6 protein-coding genes and 6 rRNA genes are annotated in these 18,954 nt (G+C 58.6%); 11 read left to right on the forward strand and 1 reads right to left on the reverse strand.

The features are described from left to right. Positions 1-233: 233 nt before the first annotated feature. The 5 genes from QF047_RS00005 (at position 234) to QF047_RS00025 (ending at position 7,349) form a co-directional block, all read left to right on the forward strand. Positions 234-1,759: ribosomal RNA gene (locus QF047_RS00005) — 16S ribosomal RNA — on the forward strand. Between the two features lie 538 nt (positions 1,760-2,297). Beyond that, positions 2,298-5,423 (forward strand): 23S ribosomal RNA (locus QF047_RS00010). Between the two features lie 236 nt (positions 5,424-5,659). Continuing rightward, positions 5,660-5,776 (forward strand): 5S ribosomal RNA (gene rrf, locus QF047_RS00015). Together the 16S, 23S and 5S rRNA genes form the textbook arrangement of a ribosomal RNA operon. A gap of 367 nt (positions 5,777-6,143) precedes the next feature. Beyond that, on the forward strand, positions 6,144-6,548 hold the full coding sequence (locus QF047_RS00020; protein WP_307272537.1) for a DUF5956 family protein: 405 nt from the start codon (positions 6,144-6,146) through the stop codon (positions 6,546-6,548). Between the two features lie 447 nt (positions 6,549-6,995). Continuing rightward, positions 6,996-7,349: a hypothetical protein gene (locus QF047_RS00025; protein WP_307272540.1), complete on the forward strand. Its 354-nt coding sequence runs from the start codon at positions 6,996-6,998 to the stop codon at positions 7,347-7,349. Here QF047_RS00025 and QF047_RS22295 read toward each other — a convergent pair. Next, positions 7,271-7,618: a nucleotidyltransferase domain-containing protein gene (locus QF047_RS22295; RefSeq protein WP_373427730.1), complete on the reverse strand. Its 348-nt coding sequence runs from the start codon at positions 7,616-7,618 to the stop codon at positions 7,271-7,273. The two genes, QF047_RS00025 and QF047_RS22295, sit on opposite strands and share 79 nt — an antisense overlap. A gap of 670 nt (positions 7,619-8,288) precedes the next feature. Between QF047_RS22295 and QF047_RS00030 the strand changes: the two genes are divergently transcribed. The 6 genes from QF047_RS00030 to QF047_RS00055 all read left to right on the forward strand — a co-directional run bounded on the left by QF047_RS00030 (position 8,289) and on the right by QF047_RS00055 (position 18,909). Continuing rightward, positions 8,289-9,814, forward strand: a 16S ribosomal RNA gene (locus QF047_RS00030). Positions 9,815-10,352: 538 nt separating this feature from the next. Next, positions 10,353-13,477, forward strand: a 23S ribosomal RNA gene (locus tag QF047_RS00035). 236 nt (positions 13,478-13,713) lie between these two features. Continuing rightward, a 5S ribosomal RNA gene (rrf, locus tag QF047_RS00040) occupies positions 13,714-13,830 on the forward strand. A 468-nt stretch (positions 13,831-14,298) separates the two neighbouring features. Continuing rightward, complete coding sequence (locus tag QF047_RS00045) at positions 14,299-14,586, forward strand: HU family DNA-binding protein (RefSeq protein WP_306636555.1); 288 nt, start codon at positions 14,299-14,301, stop codon at positions 14,584-14,586. 118 nt (positions 14,587-14,704) lie between these two features. Further along, positions 14,705-16,861: a cytochrome c oxidase assembly protein gene (locus QF047_RS00050; RefSeq protein WP_307272549.1), complete on the forward strand. Its 2,157-nt coding sequence runs from the start codon at positions 14,705-14,707 to the stop codon at positions 16,859-16,861. Further along, positions 16,861-18,909 carry an NHL domain-containing thioredoxin family protein gene (locus QF047_RS00055; protein WP_307272551.1) on the forward strand — a complete coding sequence of 683 codons (2,049 nt, stop codon included), beginning with the start codon at positions 16,861-16,863 and terminating at the stop codon, positions 18,907-18,909. The genes QF047_RS00050 and QF047_RS00055 overlap by 1 nt, the downstream gene beginning before the upstream one ends. Positions 18,910-18,954 lie beyond the last annotated feature (45 nt).

Genomic DNA, 18,954 nt, shown 5'->3' on the forward strand with positions numbered 1-18,954 from the left:
TTGAAAAGTTGCTCCGGAGCGATCCTGAATGTTTGGTTTGGGTGGTGTCGGGTGTGTCTGTTGTTTGAGAACTCAATAGTGTGCCAAGTTTGTTGATACCGATTTTTTATTAAATTGGTTGGATTTGCCGGGCTGCCCGCCCCTGTGGGTGGTCTGGTTTTTACAGCTGGTTTCAAATTTTGTGCAGCTTTTGGTCCCGTTTTCCCGGGGCTGGGGGTTGTGTCTGTTTTTCTTCAACGGAGAGTTTGATCCTGGCTCAGGATGAACGCTGGCGGCGTGCTTAACACATGCAAGTCGAACGATGATCTCCAGCTTGCTGGGGGGATTAGTGGCGAACGGGTGAGTAACACGTGAGTAACCTGCCCTTAACTCTGGGATAAGCCTGGGAAACTGGGTCTAATACCGGATATGACTGATCATCGCATGGTGGTTGGTGGAAAGCTTTTTTGTGGTTTTGGATGGACTCGCGGCCTATCAGCTTGTTGGTGAGGTAATGGCTCACCAAGGCGACGACGGGTAGCCGGCCTGAGAGGGTGACCGGCCACACTGGGACTGAGACACGGCCCAGACTCCTACGGGAGGCAGCAGTGGGGAATATTGCACAATGGGCGCAAGCCTGATGCAGCGACGCCGCGTGAGGGATGACGGCCTTCGGGTTGTAAACCTCTTTCAGTAGGGAAGAAGCGAAAGTGACGGTACCTGCAGAAGAAGCGCCGGCTAACTACGTGCCAGCAGCCGCGGTAATACGTAGGGCGCAAGCGTTATCCGGAATTATTGGGCGTAAAGAGCTCGTAGGCGGTTTGTCGCGTCTGCCGTGAAAGTCCGGGGCTCAACTCCGGATCTGCGGTGGGTACGGGCAGACTAGAGTGATGTAGGGGAGACTGGAATTCCTGGTGTAGCGGTGAAATGCGCAGATATCAGGAGGAACACCGATGGCGAAGGCAGGTCTCTGGGCATTAACTGACGCTGAGGAGCGAAAGCATGGGGAGCGAACAGGATTAGATACCCTGGTAGTCCATGCCGTAAACGTTGGGCACTAGGTGTGGGGGACATTCCACGTTTTCCGCGCCGTAGCTAACGCATTAAGTGCCCCGCCTGGGGAGTACGGCCGCAAGGCTAAAACTCAAAGGAATTGACGGGGGCCCGCACAAGCGGCGGAGCATGCGGATTAATTCGATGCAACGCGAAGAACCTTACCAAGGCTTGACATGAACCGGAAACGCCTGGAAACAGGTGCCCCGCTTGCGGTCGGTTTACAGGTGGTGCATGGTTGTCGTCAGCTCGTGTCGTGAGATGTTGGGTTAAGTCCCGCAACGAGCGCAACCCTCGTTCTATGTTGCCAGCACGTGATGGTGGGGACTCATAGGAGACTGCCGGGGTCAACTCGGAGGAAGGTGGGGACGACGTCAAATCATCATGCCCCTTATGTCTTGGGCTTCACGCATGCTACAATGGCCGGTACAAAGGGTTGCGATACTGTGAGGTGGAGCTAATCCCAAAAAGCCGGTCTCAGTTCGGATTGGGGTCTGCAACTCGACCCCATGAAGTCGGAGTCGCTAGTAATCGCAGATCAGCAACGCTGCGGTGAATACGTTCCCGGGCCTTGTACACACCGCCCGTCAAGTCACGAAAGTTGGTAACACCCGAAGCCGGTGGCCTAACCCCTTGTGGGAGGGAGCTGTCGAAGGTGGGACTGGCGATTGGGACTAAGTCGTAACAAGGTAGCCGTACCGGAAGGTGCGGCTGGATCACCTCCTTTCTAAGGAGCACCTACGGATTGTTCATGCCATGTATGTGGTGTGGGGGTTTGTCAGGAGTAAAAGCCCGTTGCGCAGACGCAAGTTCTGCGGCGGGTGCTCATGGGTGGAATATCAACAAATAGCGGCTGCTTGTGTTTCTTTCTTGTCTAGTACGGATGCTTTGGTGTCCTGGAACGGCGGGGTTGGGGTGCGGGTGGTTTAGTGTTTGGCACACTGTTGGGTCCTGAGGCAACAGGGCCGGGGGTTGTTCGTGGCTTTGGCTGTGGTTCCCCTGGGTTTGTTTGTTTCTGGTTTCCTGGCTGCACCGGTCATGCGCGGAGGCCCTTTCGGGGGTTGTTGTGTGGGGTGTGTGGTTTGGGGTTGTTGTTTGAGAACTACATAGTGGACGCGAGCATCTTTTATAAGAAGCAATTTCCAAGAATATGAACCTGGATCTGGCTGCGCTTGGTGATGACTGGCCTCTTTTTGGGGGTTGGTGGTTGTTGGGTGTGGTTGGTTTTCGTGGTTCTCTCGTGAATTAGTTTTTTGATCTTTTGTGGTCAAGTTTTTAAGAGCACACGGTGGATGCCTTGGCATTAGGAGCCGAAGAAGGACGTAGGAATCTGCGATAAGCCTGGGGGAGTCGATAACCGGACTGTGATCCCAGGGTGTCCGAATGGGGAAACCCCGCCAGACGCGCGAGTGATCTGGTGACCCGCATCTGAACACATAGGGTGCGTGGAGGGAACGCGGGGAAGTGAAACATCTCAGTACCCGCAGGAAGAGAAAACAATAGTGATTCCGTTAGTAGTGGCGAGCGAACGCGGATCAGGCTAAACCGTTCCATGTGTGATAGCCGGCGGGCGTTGCATGGTCGGGGTTGTGGGACTTTCCGTTCTGTCTCTGCCGGGACAGTGGGGTGTGATGTGCAGGCATAGGTGAACGGTCTTGAAAGGCCGGCCAGAGAGGGTGTGAGCCCCGTAACCGTAATGTTGTGTACCGCCTGGAGAGTATCCCAAGTAGCACGGGGCCCGAGAAATCCCGTGTGAATCTGTCAGGACCACCTGATAAGCCTAAATACTCCCTAATGACCGATAGCGGACCAGTACCGTGAGGGAAAGGTGAAAAGTACCCCGGGAGGGGAGTGAAACAGTACCTGAAACCGTGTGCTTACAATCCGTCGGAGCAACCTTAGTAGTTGTGACGGCGTGCCTTTTGAAGAATGAGCCTGCGAGTTAGTGTTACGTCGCGAGGTTAACCCGTGTGGGGAAGCCGTAGCGAAAGCGAGTCTGAATAGGGCGTTGCAGTGGCGTGATCTAGACCCGAAGCGAAGTGATCTACCCATGGCCAGGTTGAAGCGACGGTAAGACGTCGTGGAGGACCGAACCCACTTCAGTTGAAAATGGAGGGGATGAGCTGTGGGTAGGGGTGAAAGGCCAATCAAACTTCGTGATAGCTGGTTCTCCCCGAAATGCATTTAGGTGCAGCGTTGCGTGTTTCTTGCTGGAGGTAGAGCTACTGGATGGCTAATGGGCCCTACAAGGTTACTGACGTCAGCCAAACTCCGAATGCCGGTAAGTGAGAGCGCAGCAGTGAGACTGTGGGGGATAAGCTTCATAGTCGAGAGGGAAACAGCCCAGACCACCAACTAAGGCCCCTAAGCGTGTGCTAAGTGGGAAAGGATGTGGAGTTGCCCAGACAACCAGGAGGTTGGCTTAGAAGCAGCCATCCTTAAAAGAGTGCGTAATAGCTCACTGGTCAAGTGATTCCGCGCCGACAATGTAGCGGGGCTCAAGTACACCGCCGAAGTTGTGGCATTCAGATTTTTGCTAAGCCCTTGTGGTTCAGGCGTCTGGATGGGTAGGGGAGCGTCGTGTGGGCGGTGAAGTCGCGGTGTAAACCAGCGGTGGAGCCTACACGAGTGAGAATGCAGGCATGAGTAGCGAAAGACGGGTGAGAAACCCGTCCGCCGAATGATCAAGGGTTCCAGGGTCAAGCTAATCTGCCCTGGGTAAGTCGGGACCTAAGGCGAGGCCGACAGGCGTAGTCGATGGACAACGGGTTGATATTCCCGTACCGGCGAAAAACCGCCCATGCTGAACAGGGGATACTAACTGCCCGAGACCTGCCCGATCACCCTTGTGGTGTGAGGGTTTTGGTGGAGCGCAGGACCTGATCCTGGGAGGCAAGCGTATTAACAGGTGTGACGCAGGAAGGTAGCCGAGCCGGGCGATGGTTGTCCCGGTCTAAGGATGTAGGGCGAACGGTAGGCAAATCCGCTGTTCATGATGCCTGAGATCTGATGGGACCCCCGTTTGGGGGGATTTGGTGATCCTATGCTGCCGAGAAAAGCATCGACGCGAGGTTTTAGCCGCCCGTACCCCAAACCGACACAGGTGATCAGGTAGAGAATACTAAGGCGATCGAGAGAATTATGGTTAAGGAACTCGGCAAAATGCCCCCGTAACTTCGGGAGAAGGGGGGCCCCAACCTTGATGGACACAAGCTGTCCGGAGGGGATCGGGGCCGCAGAGACCAGGGGGAAGCGACTGTTTACTAAAAACACAGGTCCGTGCGAAGTCGCAAGACGATGTATACGGACTGACTCCTGCCCGGTGCTGGAAGGTTAAGAGGACCGGTTAGCCTCACGGCGAAGCTGAGAATTTAAGCCCCAGTAAACGGCGGTGGTAACTATAACCATCCTAAGGTAGCGAAATTCCTTGTCGGGTAAGTTCCGACCTGCACGAATGGAGTAACGACTTCCCCGCTGTCTCAACCATAAACTCGGCGAAATTGCAGTACGAGTAAAGATGCTCGTTACGCGCAGCAGGACGGAAAGACCCCGAGACCTTTACTATAGTTTGGTATTGGTGTTCGGAGTGGCTTGTGTAGGATAGGTGGGAGACGTTGAAGCCCGGACGCCAGTTCGGGTGGAGTCATCGTTGAAATACCACTCTGGTCACTTTGGACATCTAACTTCGGCCCGTAATCCGGGTCAGGGACAGTGCCTGATGGGTAGTTTAACTGGGGCGGTTGCCTCCTAAAAAGTAACGGAGGCGCCCAAAGGTTCCCTCAGCCTGGTTGGCAATCAGGTGTCGAGTGTAAGTGCACAAGGGAGCTTGACTGTGAGAGAGACATCTCGAGCAGGGACGAAAGTCGGGACTAGTGATCCGGCGGTACATTGTGGAATGGCCGTCGCTCAACGGATAAAAGGTACCTCGGGGATAACAGGCTGATCTTGCCCAAGAGTCCATATCGACGGCATGGTTTGGCACCTCGATGTCGGCTCGTCGCATCCTGGGGCTGGAGTAGGTCCCAAGGGTTGGGCTGTTCGCCCATTAAAGCGGTACGCGAGCTGGGTTTAGAACGTCGTGAGACAGTTCGGTCCCTATCCGCTGCGCGCGCAGGAAATTTGAGAAGGGCTGTCCTTAGTACGAGAGGACCGGGACGGACGAACCTCTGGTGTGTCAGTTGTACTGCCAAGTGCACCGCTGATTAGCTACGTTCGGATGGGATAACCGCTGAAAGCATCTAAGCGGGAAGCTCGCTTCAAGATGAGATTTCCATACACCTTGTGTGTGAGAGGCCCCCAGCCAGACCACTGGGTTGATAGGCCGGATGTGGAAGCGAGGACTAACGACTCGTGAAGCTGACCGGTACTAATAGGCCGATAACTTACACCACACACCATTCACCGTGAACGGACTCTTCGAAAGACGTTCACACCAGGTGATGGTAAAAAGAAACAAGACTGCTTGCGTCCACTATGTGGTTCCCAAACAACAAACCAAACCAATGGTTTCGTTGCTACAGGAACACACAATTGAATAACAACACCACTGCTGCATCACTGCAGAACATGTTGTAACCACAGATTTCCCACACCACCCCGCAAAGGGGTGTGTGACGGGTAGAAGGGTTACGGCGGTCATAGCGTGGGGGAAACGCCCGGTCCCATTCCGAACCCGGAAGCTAAGACCCACAGCGCCGATGGTACTGCACCCGGGAGGGTGTGGGAGAGTAGGTCACCGCCGGACAACCATTAGGTCGAGGCCCCAACCAGCACTGGTTGGGGCCTCCCGCATTTAACAACAAACACCCCCACACGCAGGGCACCAGGGGCGCGCCGGCGGCCCCTCCCGCACCGCCTGCGGCAGCACCGCCGTCGCACCGGCAACGGTGGACGCTCCATCACCTCCGCGATCAATACAGAGACGCTCCATCAGCTTCCGCTCCGCCCGGCTGGCCGCCATGATGGGATTTCCCGGCTTTTGCGTCCAGCGTGGTGGAAGTAGCAACCCAGCGCGGCTGGAACGTGGTGGTTGATGATTTTGGCCACGGCAGCGGGAGCGGCCTGGTGGAACGGGCTGCGTAACCCGCACGTTCGACGTGGAGGAGGAGATCATGTGGGAAAGCATCGCGGTAGCCGAGCCCTCCGACCGATGGAGTGAGCTGGATGAGACCGGGTGGGACGCGTTGATTGGTTGGGCAGCTGGTCCCCAGAATTTGCGCCGTTTCCCCAACTCGGACGTTGGTCGCGCCGTTTCCATGACTTGTATTCGGGACGGAGTGACCGAACAGTTGGAAGAAGTCTTTACAGCAGCCGACCGCAAAGTTGTAGATGATTCCGTAGACGATTATCTGGCTGATGCAGGGATTCCAGCGAGGCCTCGAGGCTATCGCTGGTTTATCCGTGTACCCGAGGCTTACGAGTCTGCCGACGCGTTTCACCGTGATCTCCACGAGGCCATCAACGCCACCAGCCCAGCACAAGCAGATCACCTCACCCAGTCAACTGGCGCCCCCTGATTCAAGGAGTTGTTCAAAGTTTCTACTCCTAACGAATGGGGCTGATCCCTCGAGCCCGGGGGGTTTGGCCCCTATAGGAGCATCATCGTAGGTGAACTTTCTCACTGAGCCGGCACATTCAACCTTAAGCAATGCCCATCAACACCTGGCGCGAGGCATATCGGGGACCGAGGAGAAATGCCGTGCTGGACGGAACCGCGCTTCTGGCCGAAGCATTGGCTGCCCCAAGGGTTCCTCCGGCGAGCTGCTCGTTCAACTTACTTCGAGAGCCCGCGAGGCGCTGCATCACGGCATTGGAGGTCTTGCTGACCGCGCATAACGTCGTAGCGGGGTTAGGCGCGTTTGCCCCGGAGAAATCCCTCTTGAAGGTAACCGCCCGACAATTCCAGTACCTCTCGCGCGAGTTCAACGAGAGAAGCGTCATTCCGGCCTGGGTCTCCTGCCCAAATGCATAAGCGGAGCGCCAGGGCTGCCATTGAGGTGGAGGCGACGGACGACCCATTTGCCGGCGCCAAGCCAACTGCCGCTCTCCATAAGGAACAGGTCAGCCGTTCCGTGGAAGACGTCCGATGCCAAGGCGAATGTCTCTGCGTCGTCTCCGCTGCCCACCAGGTCGTCGATAAGGGCACTCAAGTTGTAACGGCGAAGGTCACGTTCGTCATGGCCCAGGGGCAGCGGACCCCGAGTCATTTGTTCACGCGCGCGCATCTGCCACTCCGCGCCTACGCCGTTGTCTGTGAGAAGAATTCCACGGGCGCACAGATCGGCGATACCGGCCGTCTTTCCAGCGCTTCCTTCTGATACCAAAAGTCCAGACTCCCCTCCGTGTGCACGAACTCCTCCACGAGCCACCCGCGGTATCGGGTCATCGCGGCATAGTTCGCATGTCCGCTCGGATACAGAAGGGCGATGTCGAGATCGGACGTCGATGACGCAGTGCCGGCGGCAGCGCTTCCTCCCAGAACAGACGCAGAGGCATGGGGATGGTGCTCTTCTACGTAGTCCCGCGCCAGATCAATAACGCTCGATGACCCTGGGACCGCAGGGCTTTCGCTGAAGGGCGTAGTCATGCGTACCAGTGTGCCAGCCCGGATCAGGCCAAGCCCTGGATGGCAGCCGGCACGCGAGGCGCCTTGCGTTTACTTGTTGGACCCTCGAGATCCGAGGTGATGTTTTTGGCGCCGACTTGGGTCGACAAGCGAATGTGAGCTAGTACATAAGGCGCCTTGTCGGGGGGCTGGCGCCTTTCGGTGCGCTGCGCGCCCCTGAAATTCCTTGGTTTTTGGGGGTTTTGGGGGGTGTGGGGGTGGATTTGCGGGTTGGTGTGTGGGCGTGTATTGTTTTCTGAGTCGCCGCCGCTGATGCGGAAAGTTTGCGGCCAACCCCCTTCTTCAAATGGCCTGGAAAATGGTTCGCTTTTGGGCGTGCCGGTTCGGGTGGGGCTGATCGTTCGATGCTGGTAATCGCGGAAACGTTGATTTGCAAAGCTGGTGCGGGTCGGGTAAGTTTGAAAAGTTGCTCCGGAGCGATCCTGAATGTTTGGTTTGGGTGGTGTCGGGTGTGTCTGTTGTTTGAGAACTCAATAGTGTGCCAAGTTTGTTGATACCGATTTTTTATTAAATTGGTTGGATTTGCCGGGCTGCCCGCCCCTGTGGGTGGTCTGGTTTTTACAGCTGGTTTCAAATTTTGTGCAGCTTTTGGTCCCGTTTTCCCGGGGCTGGGGGTTGTGTCTGTTTTTCTTCAACGGAGAGTTTGATCCTGGCTCAGGATGAACGCTGGCGGCGTGCTTAACACATGCAAGTCGAACGATGATCTCCAGCTTGCTGGGGGGATTAGTGGCGAACGGGTGAGTAACACGTGAGTAACCTGCCCTTAACTCTGGGATAAGCCTGGGAAACTGGGTCTAATACCGGATATGACTGATCATCGCATGGTGGTTGGTGGAAAGCTTTTTTGTGGTTTTGGATGGACTCGCGGCCTATCAGCTTGTTGGTGAGGTAATGGCTCACCAAGGCGACGACGGGTAGCCGGCCTGAGAGGGTGACCGGCCACACTGGGACTGAGACACGGCCCAGACTCCTACGGGAGGCAGCAGTGGGGAATATTGCACAATGGGCGCAAGCCTGATGCAGCGACGCCGCGTGAGGGATGACGGCCTTCGGGTTGTAAACCTCTTTCAGTAGGGAAGAAGCGAAAGTGACGGTACCTGCAGAAGAAGCGCCGGCTAACTACGTGCCAGCAGCCGCGGTAATACGTAGGGCGCAAGCGTTATCCGGAATTATTGGGCGTAAAGAGCTCGTAGGCGGTTTGTCGCGTCTGCCGTGAAAGTCCGGGGCTCAACTCCGGATCTGCGGTGGGTACGGGCAGACTAGAGTGATGTAGGGGAGACTGGAATTCCTGGTGTAGCGGTGAAATGCGCAGATATCAGGAGGAACACCGATGGCGAAGGCAGGTCTCTGGGCATTAACTGACGCTGAGGAGCGAAAGCATGGGGAGCGAACAGGATTAGATACCCTGGTAGTCCATGCCGTAAACGTTGGGCACTAGGTGTGGGGGACATTCCACGTTTTCCGCGCCGTAGCTAACGCATTAAGTGCCCCGCCTGGGGAGTACGGCCGCAAGGCTAAAACTCAAAGGAATTGACGGGGGCCCGCACAAGCGGCGGAGCATGCGGATTAATTCGATGCAACGCGAAGAACCTTACCAAGGCTTGACATGAACCGGAAACGCCTGGAAACAGGTGCCCCGCTTGCGGTCGGTTTACAGGTGGTGCATGGTTGTCGTCAGCTCGTGTCGTGAGATGTTGGGTTAAGTCCCGCAACGAGCGCAACCCTCGTTCTATGTTGCCAGCACGTGATGGTGGGGACTCATAGGAGACTGCCGGGGTCAACTCGGAGGAAGGTGGGGACGACGTCAAATCATCATGCCCCTTATGTCTTGGGCTTCACGCATGCTACAATGGCCGGTACAAAGGGTTGCGATACTGTGAGGTGGAGCTAATCCCAAAAAGCCGGTCTCAGTTCGGATTGGGGTCTGCAACTCGACCCCATGAAGTCGGAGTCGCTAGTAATCGCAGATCAGCAACGCTGCGGTGAATACGTTCCCGGGCCTTGTACACACCGCCCGTCAAGTCACGAAAGTTGGTAACACCCGAAGCCGGTGGCCTAACCCCTTGTGGGAGGGAGCTGTCGAAGGTGGGACTGGCGATTGGGACTAAGTCGTAACAAGGTAGCCGTACCGGAAGGTGCGGCTGGATCACCTCCTTTCTAAGGAGCACCTACGGATTGTTCATGCCATGTATGTGGTGTGGGGGTTTGTCAGGAGTAAAAGCCCGTTGCGCAGACGCAAGTTCTGCGGCGGGTGCTCATGGGTGGAATATCAACAAATAGCGGCTGCTTGTGTTTCTTTCTTGTCTAGTACGGATGCTTTGGTGTCCTGGAACGGCGGGGTTGGGGTGCGGGTGGTTTAGTGTTTGGCACACTGTTGGGTCCTGAGGCAACAGGGCCGGGGGTTGTTCGTGGCTTTGGCTGTGGTTCCCCTGGGTTTGTTTGTTTCTGGTTTCCTGGCTGCACCGGTCATGCGCGGAGGCCCTTTCGGGGGTTGTTGTGTGGGGTGTGTGGTTTGGGGTTGTTGTTTGAGAACTACATAGTGGACGCGAGCATCTTTTATAAGAAGCAATTTCCAAGAATATGAACCTGGATCTGGCTGCGCTTGGTGATGACTGGCCTCTTTTTGGGGGTTGGTGGTTGTTGGGTGTGGTTGGTTTTCGTGGTTCTCTCGTGAATTAGTTTTTTGATCTTTTGTGGTCAAGTTTTTAAGAGCACACGGTGGATGCCTTGGCATTAGGAGCCGAAGAAGGACGTAGGAATCTGCGATAAGCCTGGGGGAGTCGATAACCGGACTGTGATCCCAGGGTGTCCGAATGGGGAAACCCCGCCAGGCGCGCGAGTGATCTGGTGACCCGCATCTGAACACATAGGGTGCGTGGAGGGAACGCGGGGAAGTGAAACATCTCAGTACCCGCAGGAAGAGAAAACAATAGTGATTCCGTTAGTAGTGGCGAGCGAACGCGGATCAGGCTAAACCGTTCCATGTGTGATAGCCGGCGGGCGTTGCATGGTCGGGGTTGTGGGACTTTCCGTTCTGTCTCTGCCGGGACAGTGGGGTGTGATGTGCAGGCATAGGTGAACGGTCTTGAAAGGCCGGCCAGAGAGGGTGTGAGCCCCGTAACCGTAATGTTGTGTACCGCCTGGAGAGTATCCCAAGTAGCACGGGGCCCGAGAAATCCCGTGTGAATCTGTCAGGACCACCTGATAAGCCTAAATACTCCCTAATGACCGATAGCGGACCAGTACCGTGAGGGAAAGGTGAAAAGTACCCCGGGAGGGGAGTGAAACAGTACCTGAAACCGTGTGCTTACAATCCGTCGGAGCAGCCTTGTAGTTGTGACGGCGTGCCTTTTGAAGAATGAGCCTGCGAGTTAGTGTTACGTCGCGAGGTTAACCCGTGTGGGGAAGCCGTAGCGAAAGCGAGTCTGAATAGGGCGTTGCAGTGGCGTGATCTAGACCCGAAGCGAAGTGATCTACCCATGGCCAGGTTGAAGCGACGGTAAGACGTCGTGGAGGACCGAACCCACTTCAGTTGAAAATGGAGGGGATGAGCTGTGGGTAGGGGTGAAAGGCCAATCAAACTTCGTGATAGCTGGTTCTCCCCGAAATGCATTTAGGTGCAGCGTTGCGTGTTTCTTGCTGGAGGTAGAGCTACTGGATGGCTAATGGGCCCTACAAGGTTACTGACGTCAGCCAAACTCCGAATGCCGGTAAGTGAGAGCGCAGCAGTGAGACTGTGGGGGATAAGCTTCATAGTCGAGAGGGAAACAGCCCAGACCACCAACTAAGGCCCCTAAGCGTGTGCTAAGTGGGAAAGGATGTGGAGTTGCCCAGACAACCAGGAGGTTGGCTTAGAAGCAGCCATCCTTAAAAGAGTGCGTAATAGCTCACTGGTCAAGTGATTCCGCGCCGACAATGTAGCGGGGCTCAAGTACACCGCCGAAGTTGTGGCATTCAGATTTTTGCTAAGCCCTTGTGGTTCAGGCGTCTGGATGGGTAGGGGAGCGTCGTGTGGGCGGTGAAGTCGCGGTGTAAACCAGCGGTGGAGCCTACACGAGTGAGAATGCAGGCATGAGTAGCGAAAGACGGGTGAGAAACCCGTCCGCCGAATGATCAAGGGTTCCAGGGTCAAGCTAATCTGCCCTGGGTAAGTCGGGACCTAAGGCGAGGCCGACAGGCGTAGTCGATGGACAACGGGTTGATATTCCCGTACCGGCGAAAAACCGCCCATGCTGAACAGGGGATACTAACTGCCCGAGACCTGCCCGATCACCCTTGTGGTGTGAGGGTTTTGGTGGAGCGCAGGACCTGATCCTGGGAGGCAAGCGTATTAACAGGTGTGACGCAGGAAGGTAGCCGAGCCGGGCGATGGTTGTCCCGGTCTAAGGATGTAGGGCGAACGGTAGGCAAATCCGCTGTTCATGATGCCTGAGATCTGATGGGACCCCCGTTTGGGGGGATTTGGTGATCCTATGCTGCCGAGAAAAGCATCGACGCGAGGTTTTAGCCGCCCGTACCCCAAACCGACACAGGTGATCAGGTAGAGAATACTAAGGCGATCGAGAGAATTATGGTTAAGGAACTCGGCAAAATGCCCCCGTAACTTCGGGAGAAGGGGGGCCCCAACCTTGATGGACACAAGCTGTCCGGAGGGGATCGGGGCCGCAGAGACCAGGGGGAAGCGACTGTTTACTAAAAACACAGGTCCGTGCGAAGTCGCAAGACGATGTATACGGACTGACTCCTGCCCGGTGCTGGAAGGTTAAGAGGACCGGTTAGCCTCACGGCGAAGCTGAGAATTTAAGCCCCAGTAAACGGCGGTGGTAACTATAACCATCCTAAGGTAGCGAAATTCCTTGTCGGGTAAGTTCCGACCTGCACGAATGGAGTAACGACTTCCCCGCTGTCTCAACCATAAACTCGGCGAAATTGCAGTACGAGTAAAGATGCTCGTTACGCGCAGCAGGACGGAAAGACCCCGAGACCTTTACTATAGTTTGGTATTGGTGTTCGGAGTGGCTTGTGTAGGATAGGTGGGAGACGTTGAAGCCCGGACGCCAGTTCGGGTGGAGTCATCGTTGAAATACCACTCTGGTCACTTTGGACATCTAACTTCGGCCCGTAATCCGGGTCAGGGACAGTGCCTGATGGGTAGTTTAACTGGGGCGGTTGCCTCCTAAAAAGTAACGGAGGCGCCCAAAGGTTCCCTCAGCCTGGTTGGCAATCAGGTGTCGAGTGTAAGTGCACAAGGGAGCTTGACTGTGAGAGAGACATCTCGAGCAGGGACGAAAGTCGGGACTAGTGATCCGGCGGTACATTGTGGAATGGCCGTCGCTCAACGGATAAAAGGTACCTCGGGGATAACAGGCTGATCTTGCCCAAGAGTCCATATCGACGGCATGGTTTGGCACCTCGATGTCGGCTCGTCGCATCCTGGGGCTGGAGTAGGTCCCAAGGGTTGGGCTGTTCGCCCATTAAAGCGGTACGCGAGCTGGGTTTAGAACGTCGTGAGACAGTTCGGTCCCTATCCGCTGCGCGCGCAGGAAATTTGAGAAGGGCTGTCCTTAGTACGAGAGGACCGGGACGGACGAACCTCTGGTGTGTCAGTTGTACTGCCAAGTGCACCGCTGATTAGCTACGTTCGGATGGGATAACCGCTGAAAGCATCTAAGCGGGAAGCTCGCTTCAAGATGAGATTTCCATACACCTTGTGTGTGAGAGGCCCCCAGCCAGACCACTGGGTTGATAGGCCGGATGTGGAAGCGAGGACTAACGACTCGTGAAGCTGACCGGTACTAATAGGCCGATAACTTACACCACACACCATTCACCGTGAACGGACTCTTCGAAAGACGTTCACACCAGGTGATGGTAAAAAGAAACAAGACTGCTTGCGTCCACTATGTGGTTCCCAAACAACAAACCAAACCAATGGTTTCGTTGCTACAGGAACACACAATTGAATAACAACACCACTGCTGCATCACTGCAGAACATGTTGTAACCACAGATTTCCCACACCACCCCGCAAAGGGGTGTGTGACGGGTAGAAGGGTTACGGCGGTCATAGCGTGGGGGAAACGCCCGGTCCCATTCCGAACCCGGAAGCTAAGACCCACAGCGCCGATGGTACTGCACCCGGGAGGGTGTGGGAGAGTAGGTCACCGCCGGACAACCATTAGGTCGAGGCCCCAGCCAGCACTGGTTGGGGCCTCCCGCATTTAACAACAAACACCCCCACACGCAGGGCACCAGGGGCACGCCGGCGGCCCCTCCCGCACCGCCTTCACTGCGGGAGCGTCGGCTCATCAGCGCAGGATGTTATGGGGCGTTGCCTGATCAGCGCAGGATGTGGTGGGGCGTTGCCTGATCAGCGCAGGATGTGGTGGGGCGTTGCCCGAGGGGGCCGCAGGAAGTGAGAGAGCGTCGCCGGGGAAGGGCGTCCGGGAACTGCGGCAAGGCTGGCCTTTGCCGCCAAAGCGGGCCGGAAATCCCTAAGAATCTGGTGATTAACCTCAAAAAGTCGCGGAAACACGGGGAATTTGCGGACCAGGGCGGCCCAAGCTGGTAAGTTTTCGAACAGTGGCTTGTGCGCATGCCGCGTGCAGGCTCCAGAATCATGACCGTCCAGGAGGACATAAATGGCTAAGAACCGTAGTGAACTTGTTGCAGAGGTAGCGGGCAAGGCCGGCACCAGCCAGGCAGCCGTCAACTCCGTCCTCGACGCACTGTTCGAGGTTTTCGAGACTTCTGTCGCCTCGGGCGAGAAGATCACCATCCCGGGCTGGCTCGCCGTCGAGCGCACCGACCGTGCGGCTCGCACCGGCCGTAACCCGCAGACGGGTGAGACCATCCAGATCGCCGCTGGCCACAGCGTCAAGCTGACCGCCGGCTCCAAGCTGAAGGCTGCTGTCTCCAACAAGAAGTAAAGCTTCTTCCTCCCGGACTCAGAACCGGGATGGACAAGGGGCGGCAACCACACGGTTGCCGCCCCTTTAGCTTTTAAGCCGATTCGCGGCCCGGGCAGCGGTGACGGACAATGGATAGGTGCCTTCCGCCGCAAAACCCCAATCCACAACAACCCCGCCAGCTCCCGGCAAGGGAACGCAGGGGCAGGGCAACGGCGCCGTGGGTGTCTCAAGCGCATGGCAGCTGGCAGGCCTGGGCGCACTTTTCCTGGCCCTTGTGGCGGCACTCCTCTTCTCCGGCGCAGCTGCCGCGCGTGAGGTCTCGGACCCCGGCGCACTGGTCCGCTGGGGCCTCCCCGTCGCCAAGGCCATCCACAACATCTCAGCGGCCACCGTCATCGGCGGCCTCATTTTCGCCGTAGGCATCCTCCCGAAGAGCCTGGCCCGCCACAGCAGGCGCCAGGAGGGGGCCGGCGCCGAGGACGCAGAACATCCGGCCTTCACCCGCGTAGTGGCCATTGCAGCTGCGGCGGGTGCCGCGTGGACCCTGTCCGCCATCTCCGTCCTGGTGCTCACATACGCAGACGTGGCAGGCCAGGCAATCTCCGGCGACGCGCAGTTCACGCAGGCTCTGGTCTACTTCATGACGGACATCGAGACGGGCCGGGCCTGGCTCGCTGTCACCATAATTGCCGCCGTGGTGACAACCGCACTGTTCGGGGTCAGGTCCCTGGGCGGGCTGGCGTTGACATTGATCCTGGCCCTCATCGGCCTGGTGCCGACGGCCCTGATCGGACACTCATCAAGCTCCTCCGACCACGAGGGCGCCATCAACTCCCTCGGCCTGCACCTGGTCGGCGTCAGCACCTGGGTGGGAGGCATCATCATCCTGGCGCTCCTGTCCGGGATCCTCACCGGCACCAAAGCAGGCGCTTCAACTGACATCACCGAGGCAACACTCCGCAGGTTCTCGGCACTGGCGGGCTTCGCCTTCGTGCTGGTTTTCGCGTCGGGCATCATCAACGCGAGCATCCGGATCACCAACTGGGGCGACCTTGTTGGTTCCTCCTATGGCCAGCTGATCCTGGCCAAGGCGGCCGCCACCGTGGTGTTGGGCGGAATCGGCCTGATGCACCGGCAGTGGGTCATCCCGCAACTGGGTGCGAAGGGTTCCACCATGTCCTCGCGGCGGGTCCTGTGGCAGCTGGTCCTGGCTGAATTCCTGGTGATGGGCGCAACGTCAGGTGTGGCCGTGACACTGGGCCGGTCGGCGCCGCCCCAGCCCACCACGTTCGCCCCCGATGCTTCACCAGCCTTCATCCTCAGCGGCTACGAGCTTCCCCCGGAGCTGACTCCGGGGCGCTGGCTGACCGAGTGGCGTCTGGACTGGCTGTGGATCGCTGTGGCACTGTTCGGGCTGGTATCCTACTTCCTCGGTATCGCCAGGGTCTACCGCCGCGGGGACAAATGGCAGTGGTTCCGGTCAGTGAACTGGGTGATTGGCCTGCTGGTGCTCACCTACATCACGTCCGGGCCGCCGTCGGTCTATGGCCGCGTACTGTTCTCCGCGCACATGGTGGACCACATGGCGCTGACCATGGTGGCGCCCATCTTCCTGGTCCTCGGCGCACCGGTGACGCTTGCCCTGCGTGCACTGCCTCCCCGCGGAGACGGTTCGCGCGGCCCCCGCGAGTGGCTGCTGGTATTTGTGCACTCCAGGTTCTCCCAGGTGGTCACGCATCCGCTTTTTGCCGCCGCCAATTTCGCCGGCTCGATCGTGCTGTTCTATTACTCGGACCTGTTCGGGTTCGCCATGCGGGAGCACGTGGGGCACGAACTGATGATCCTGCACTTCCTGCTGACAGGCTACATCTTCATCCTGAGCATGATCGGCACGGACCCGCTGCCGCGCCGTGCGCCGTATCCGATGCGGTTGCTGCTGCTCCTGGCCACCATGGGCTTCCACGCCTTCTTCGGGGTGGCCATCATGGGCGGCACCAACCTCCTGGCCGCCGACTACTTCGGCAATCTGGGCCGTGCCTGGGGACAGTCCGCCCTGCTGGACCAGCAGACCGGCGGGGCCGTTGCCTGGGGCATCGGCGAGGTGCCCACACTCCTGGTGGCCATCGGCGTGGCCATCATGTGGTCCCGGTCCGATCAGCGGGAAACCAAACGCGTGGACCGGGCGGCGGACAGGAATAACGACGCCGATCTCACCGCTTATAACGATATGTTTGCCAAATTGGCTGAACGCGACGCCAGGCTGGCAGAACGAAACAAGCTGGAAGGACGCTGATGAGCGAAACCGTACGCACCCACCTCCGGGTCCGAGCCTCCGAACTGGTGGGCCGTAACTGGTTGAACACCGGCGGCAAATCACTGGACCTCGAAGCCCTCCGCGGCAAGATTGTGCTGCTGGACTTCTGGACTTTCTGCTGCATCAACTGCCTGCACGTCCTGGACGAGCTGCGGCCGCTCGAGGAACAGTACTCCGACGTCCTGGTCACCGTGGGCGTTCACTCGCCCAAGTTCGAGCATGAGGCAGACCCGGTGGCGCTGGCAGCAGCCGTGGAGCGCTACGAGATCCACCATCCCGTCCTGGATGACCCGGAACTGGAGACCTGGAAGGCCTACACGGCCCGCGCCTGGCCCACCCTGGTGGTCATCGACCCCGAGGGCTACATCGTGGCGCACCTCTCCGGCGAAGGCCACGCGGATGGACTCGCAGTACTGATTCCCGAGCTCATCGCGGAGCACGAAGCCAAGGGTACGCTCCACCGCGGCTCCGGCCCCTATGTCGCGCCCGAGCCCACCTCCGGCACGCTGCGCTTCCCCGGCAAGGCCTTGTTCCTTCCCGCCGGTCGCGGTTCAGCACCACAGGGAACGTCCGACGGCGGCAGTGCGGCAGGTGCCCCGGGGCCCGGTTCGGCGTCCGGTTCAGCCACCAACGGTGCAGCGGCACATGGTTCCTGGCTGGTCACCGATACCGGCCACCACCGCCTGGTGGAACTGGGTACGGACTTCCAGACCGTCCTGGGAACCTACGGCTCCGGCACCAAAGGCCACGTGGACGGACCCGCCGCCGGTGAGGACGCCGCCGCCCGGTTCAACGAGCCCCAGGGCCTGGTCCTCCTGCCGGAAGACGTGGCTGCCAAGGCGGGCTACGACGTCGTGATTGCAGACTCGGTCAACCACCGGCTCCGCGGTCTTTCGCTCACGGACGGCAAGGCCTCCACGGTGGCTGGTAACGGCGTGCAGCGCCTGCTTGAAACCGGACCGGCGCGGGTGGATGAGGACGCTGCCGGATTCACCGGCCGGTTGAGTGAACACCCGCTCGAGGTCTCGCTGAGCTCGCCGTGGGATCTCGTATGGTCCAGGAAGCTCAATGCCGTGGTGGTCGCGATGGCCGGTACGCACCAGATCTTCAGCTTTGACCCGCTGACCGGTGCCGTGTCCATCGTTGCCGGCAACGGACTGGAGGGCCTGCTGGACGGGCCCGCGCATGAGGCCTGGTTCGCGCAGCCCTCCGGGCTGGCAGAGGACGCCGACGGCAACATCTGGGTGGCTGACTCCGAAACCTCAGCACTGCGCAAGCTGGTGATTGGCGACGGCGGGACCGTCACCGTGGAGTCCGCCGTGGGCAGGGGCCTGTTCGACTTCGGCTTCCGGGACGGCCCCGCGGCCGAAGCCCGGCTGCAGCACCCCCTGGGCGTGACCGTCCTGCCTGATGGCTCGGTGGCGATCGCGGACACCTACAACGGTGCCGTCCGCCGCTACGACCCCTCCAACGGCACCGTGTCCACCCTGGCGCGGGGGCTGCTCGAGCCCTCCGACGTGATCGTGGACCATACGCAGTCGGCGGGCTCCGAGCCGCTGCTGGTGGTGGTGGAAGCCAACCAGCACCAGCTCGTGTACGTGCCCATCCCCAAGGAAGCCCAGCAGGTGGATGAAGGCGCGTCACAGACCCACCGGCCCAAGAGTCCAGTAGCCCCGGGGCCGCTGGAGCTGACGGTCCGTTTTACCGCCCCCACCGGCCAGAAACTGGATGACCGCTGGGGCGATCCCACCCAGCTGAAGATCTCCTCCACGCCGCCCGAGCTGCTGGTGTCCGGCGGCGGAACCTCGGTGGGCCTCCTGCGCACCCTTGAGCTGTCCTCCGATGTGCCGGAGGGCGTCCTCCACATCACCGCCCGCGCTGCAGCATGCGACGGCCCGGAAACCGAGGACGGCGAGATCCCGGACCACGCGGCCTGCCACCTCTACCAGCAGGACTGGGGTATCCCTGTGCTGCTGCAGGCAGACGGCGATACCGAACTGGTGCTGGACCTGCGCGGCATGGACTAACCTGCCGGCGTCGTGGTTGATCTGCTGTCGCAGTTGAACTGAAAA

The sequence above is a fragment of the Arthrobacter sp. W4I7 genome (assembly GCF_030816215.1).
Lineage (GTDB): Bacteria > Actinomycetota > Actinomycetes > Actinomycetales > Micrococcaceae > Arthrobacter > Arthrobacter siccitolerans_A.

What these genes read in the sequence shown, in the direction of transcription:
- QF047_RS00020 (WP_307272537.1), top strand. Translation starts at nt 6,144, where the DNA reads ATGTGGGAAAGCATCGCGGTAGCCGAGCCCTCCGACCGATGGAGTGAG.
- QF047_RS00025 (WP_307272540.1), top strand. Translation starts at nt 6,996, where the DNA reads ATGCATAAGCGGAGCGCCAGGGCTGCCATTGAGGTGGAGGCGACGGAC.
- QF047_RS22295 (WP_373427730.1), bottom strand. Translation starts at nt 7,618, where the DNA reads ATGACTACGCCCTTCAGCGAAAGCCCTGCGGTCCCAGGGTCATCGAGC.
- QF047_RS00045 (WP_306636555.1), top strand. Translation starts at nt 14,299, where the DNA reads ATGGCTAAGAACCGTAGTGAACTTGTTGCAGAGGTAGCGGGCAAGGCC.
- QF047_RS00055 (WP_307272551.1), top strand. Translation starts at nt 16,861, where the DNA reads ATGAGCGAAACCGTACGCACCCACCTCCGGGTCCGAGCCTCCGAACTG.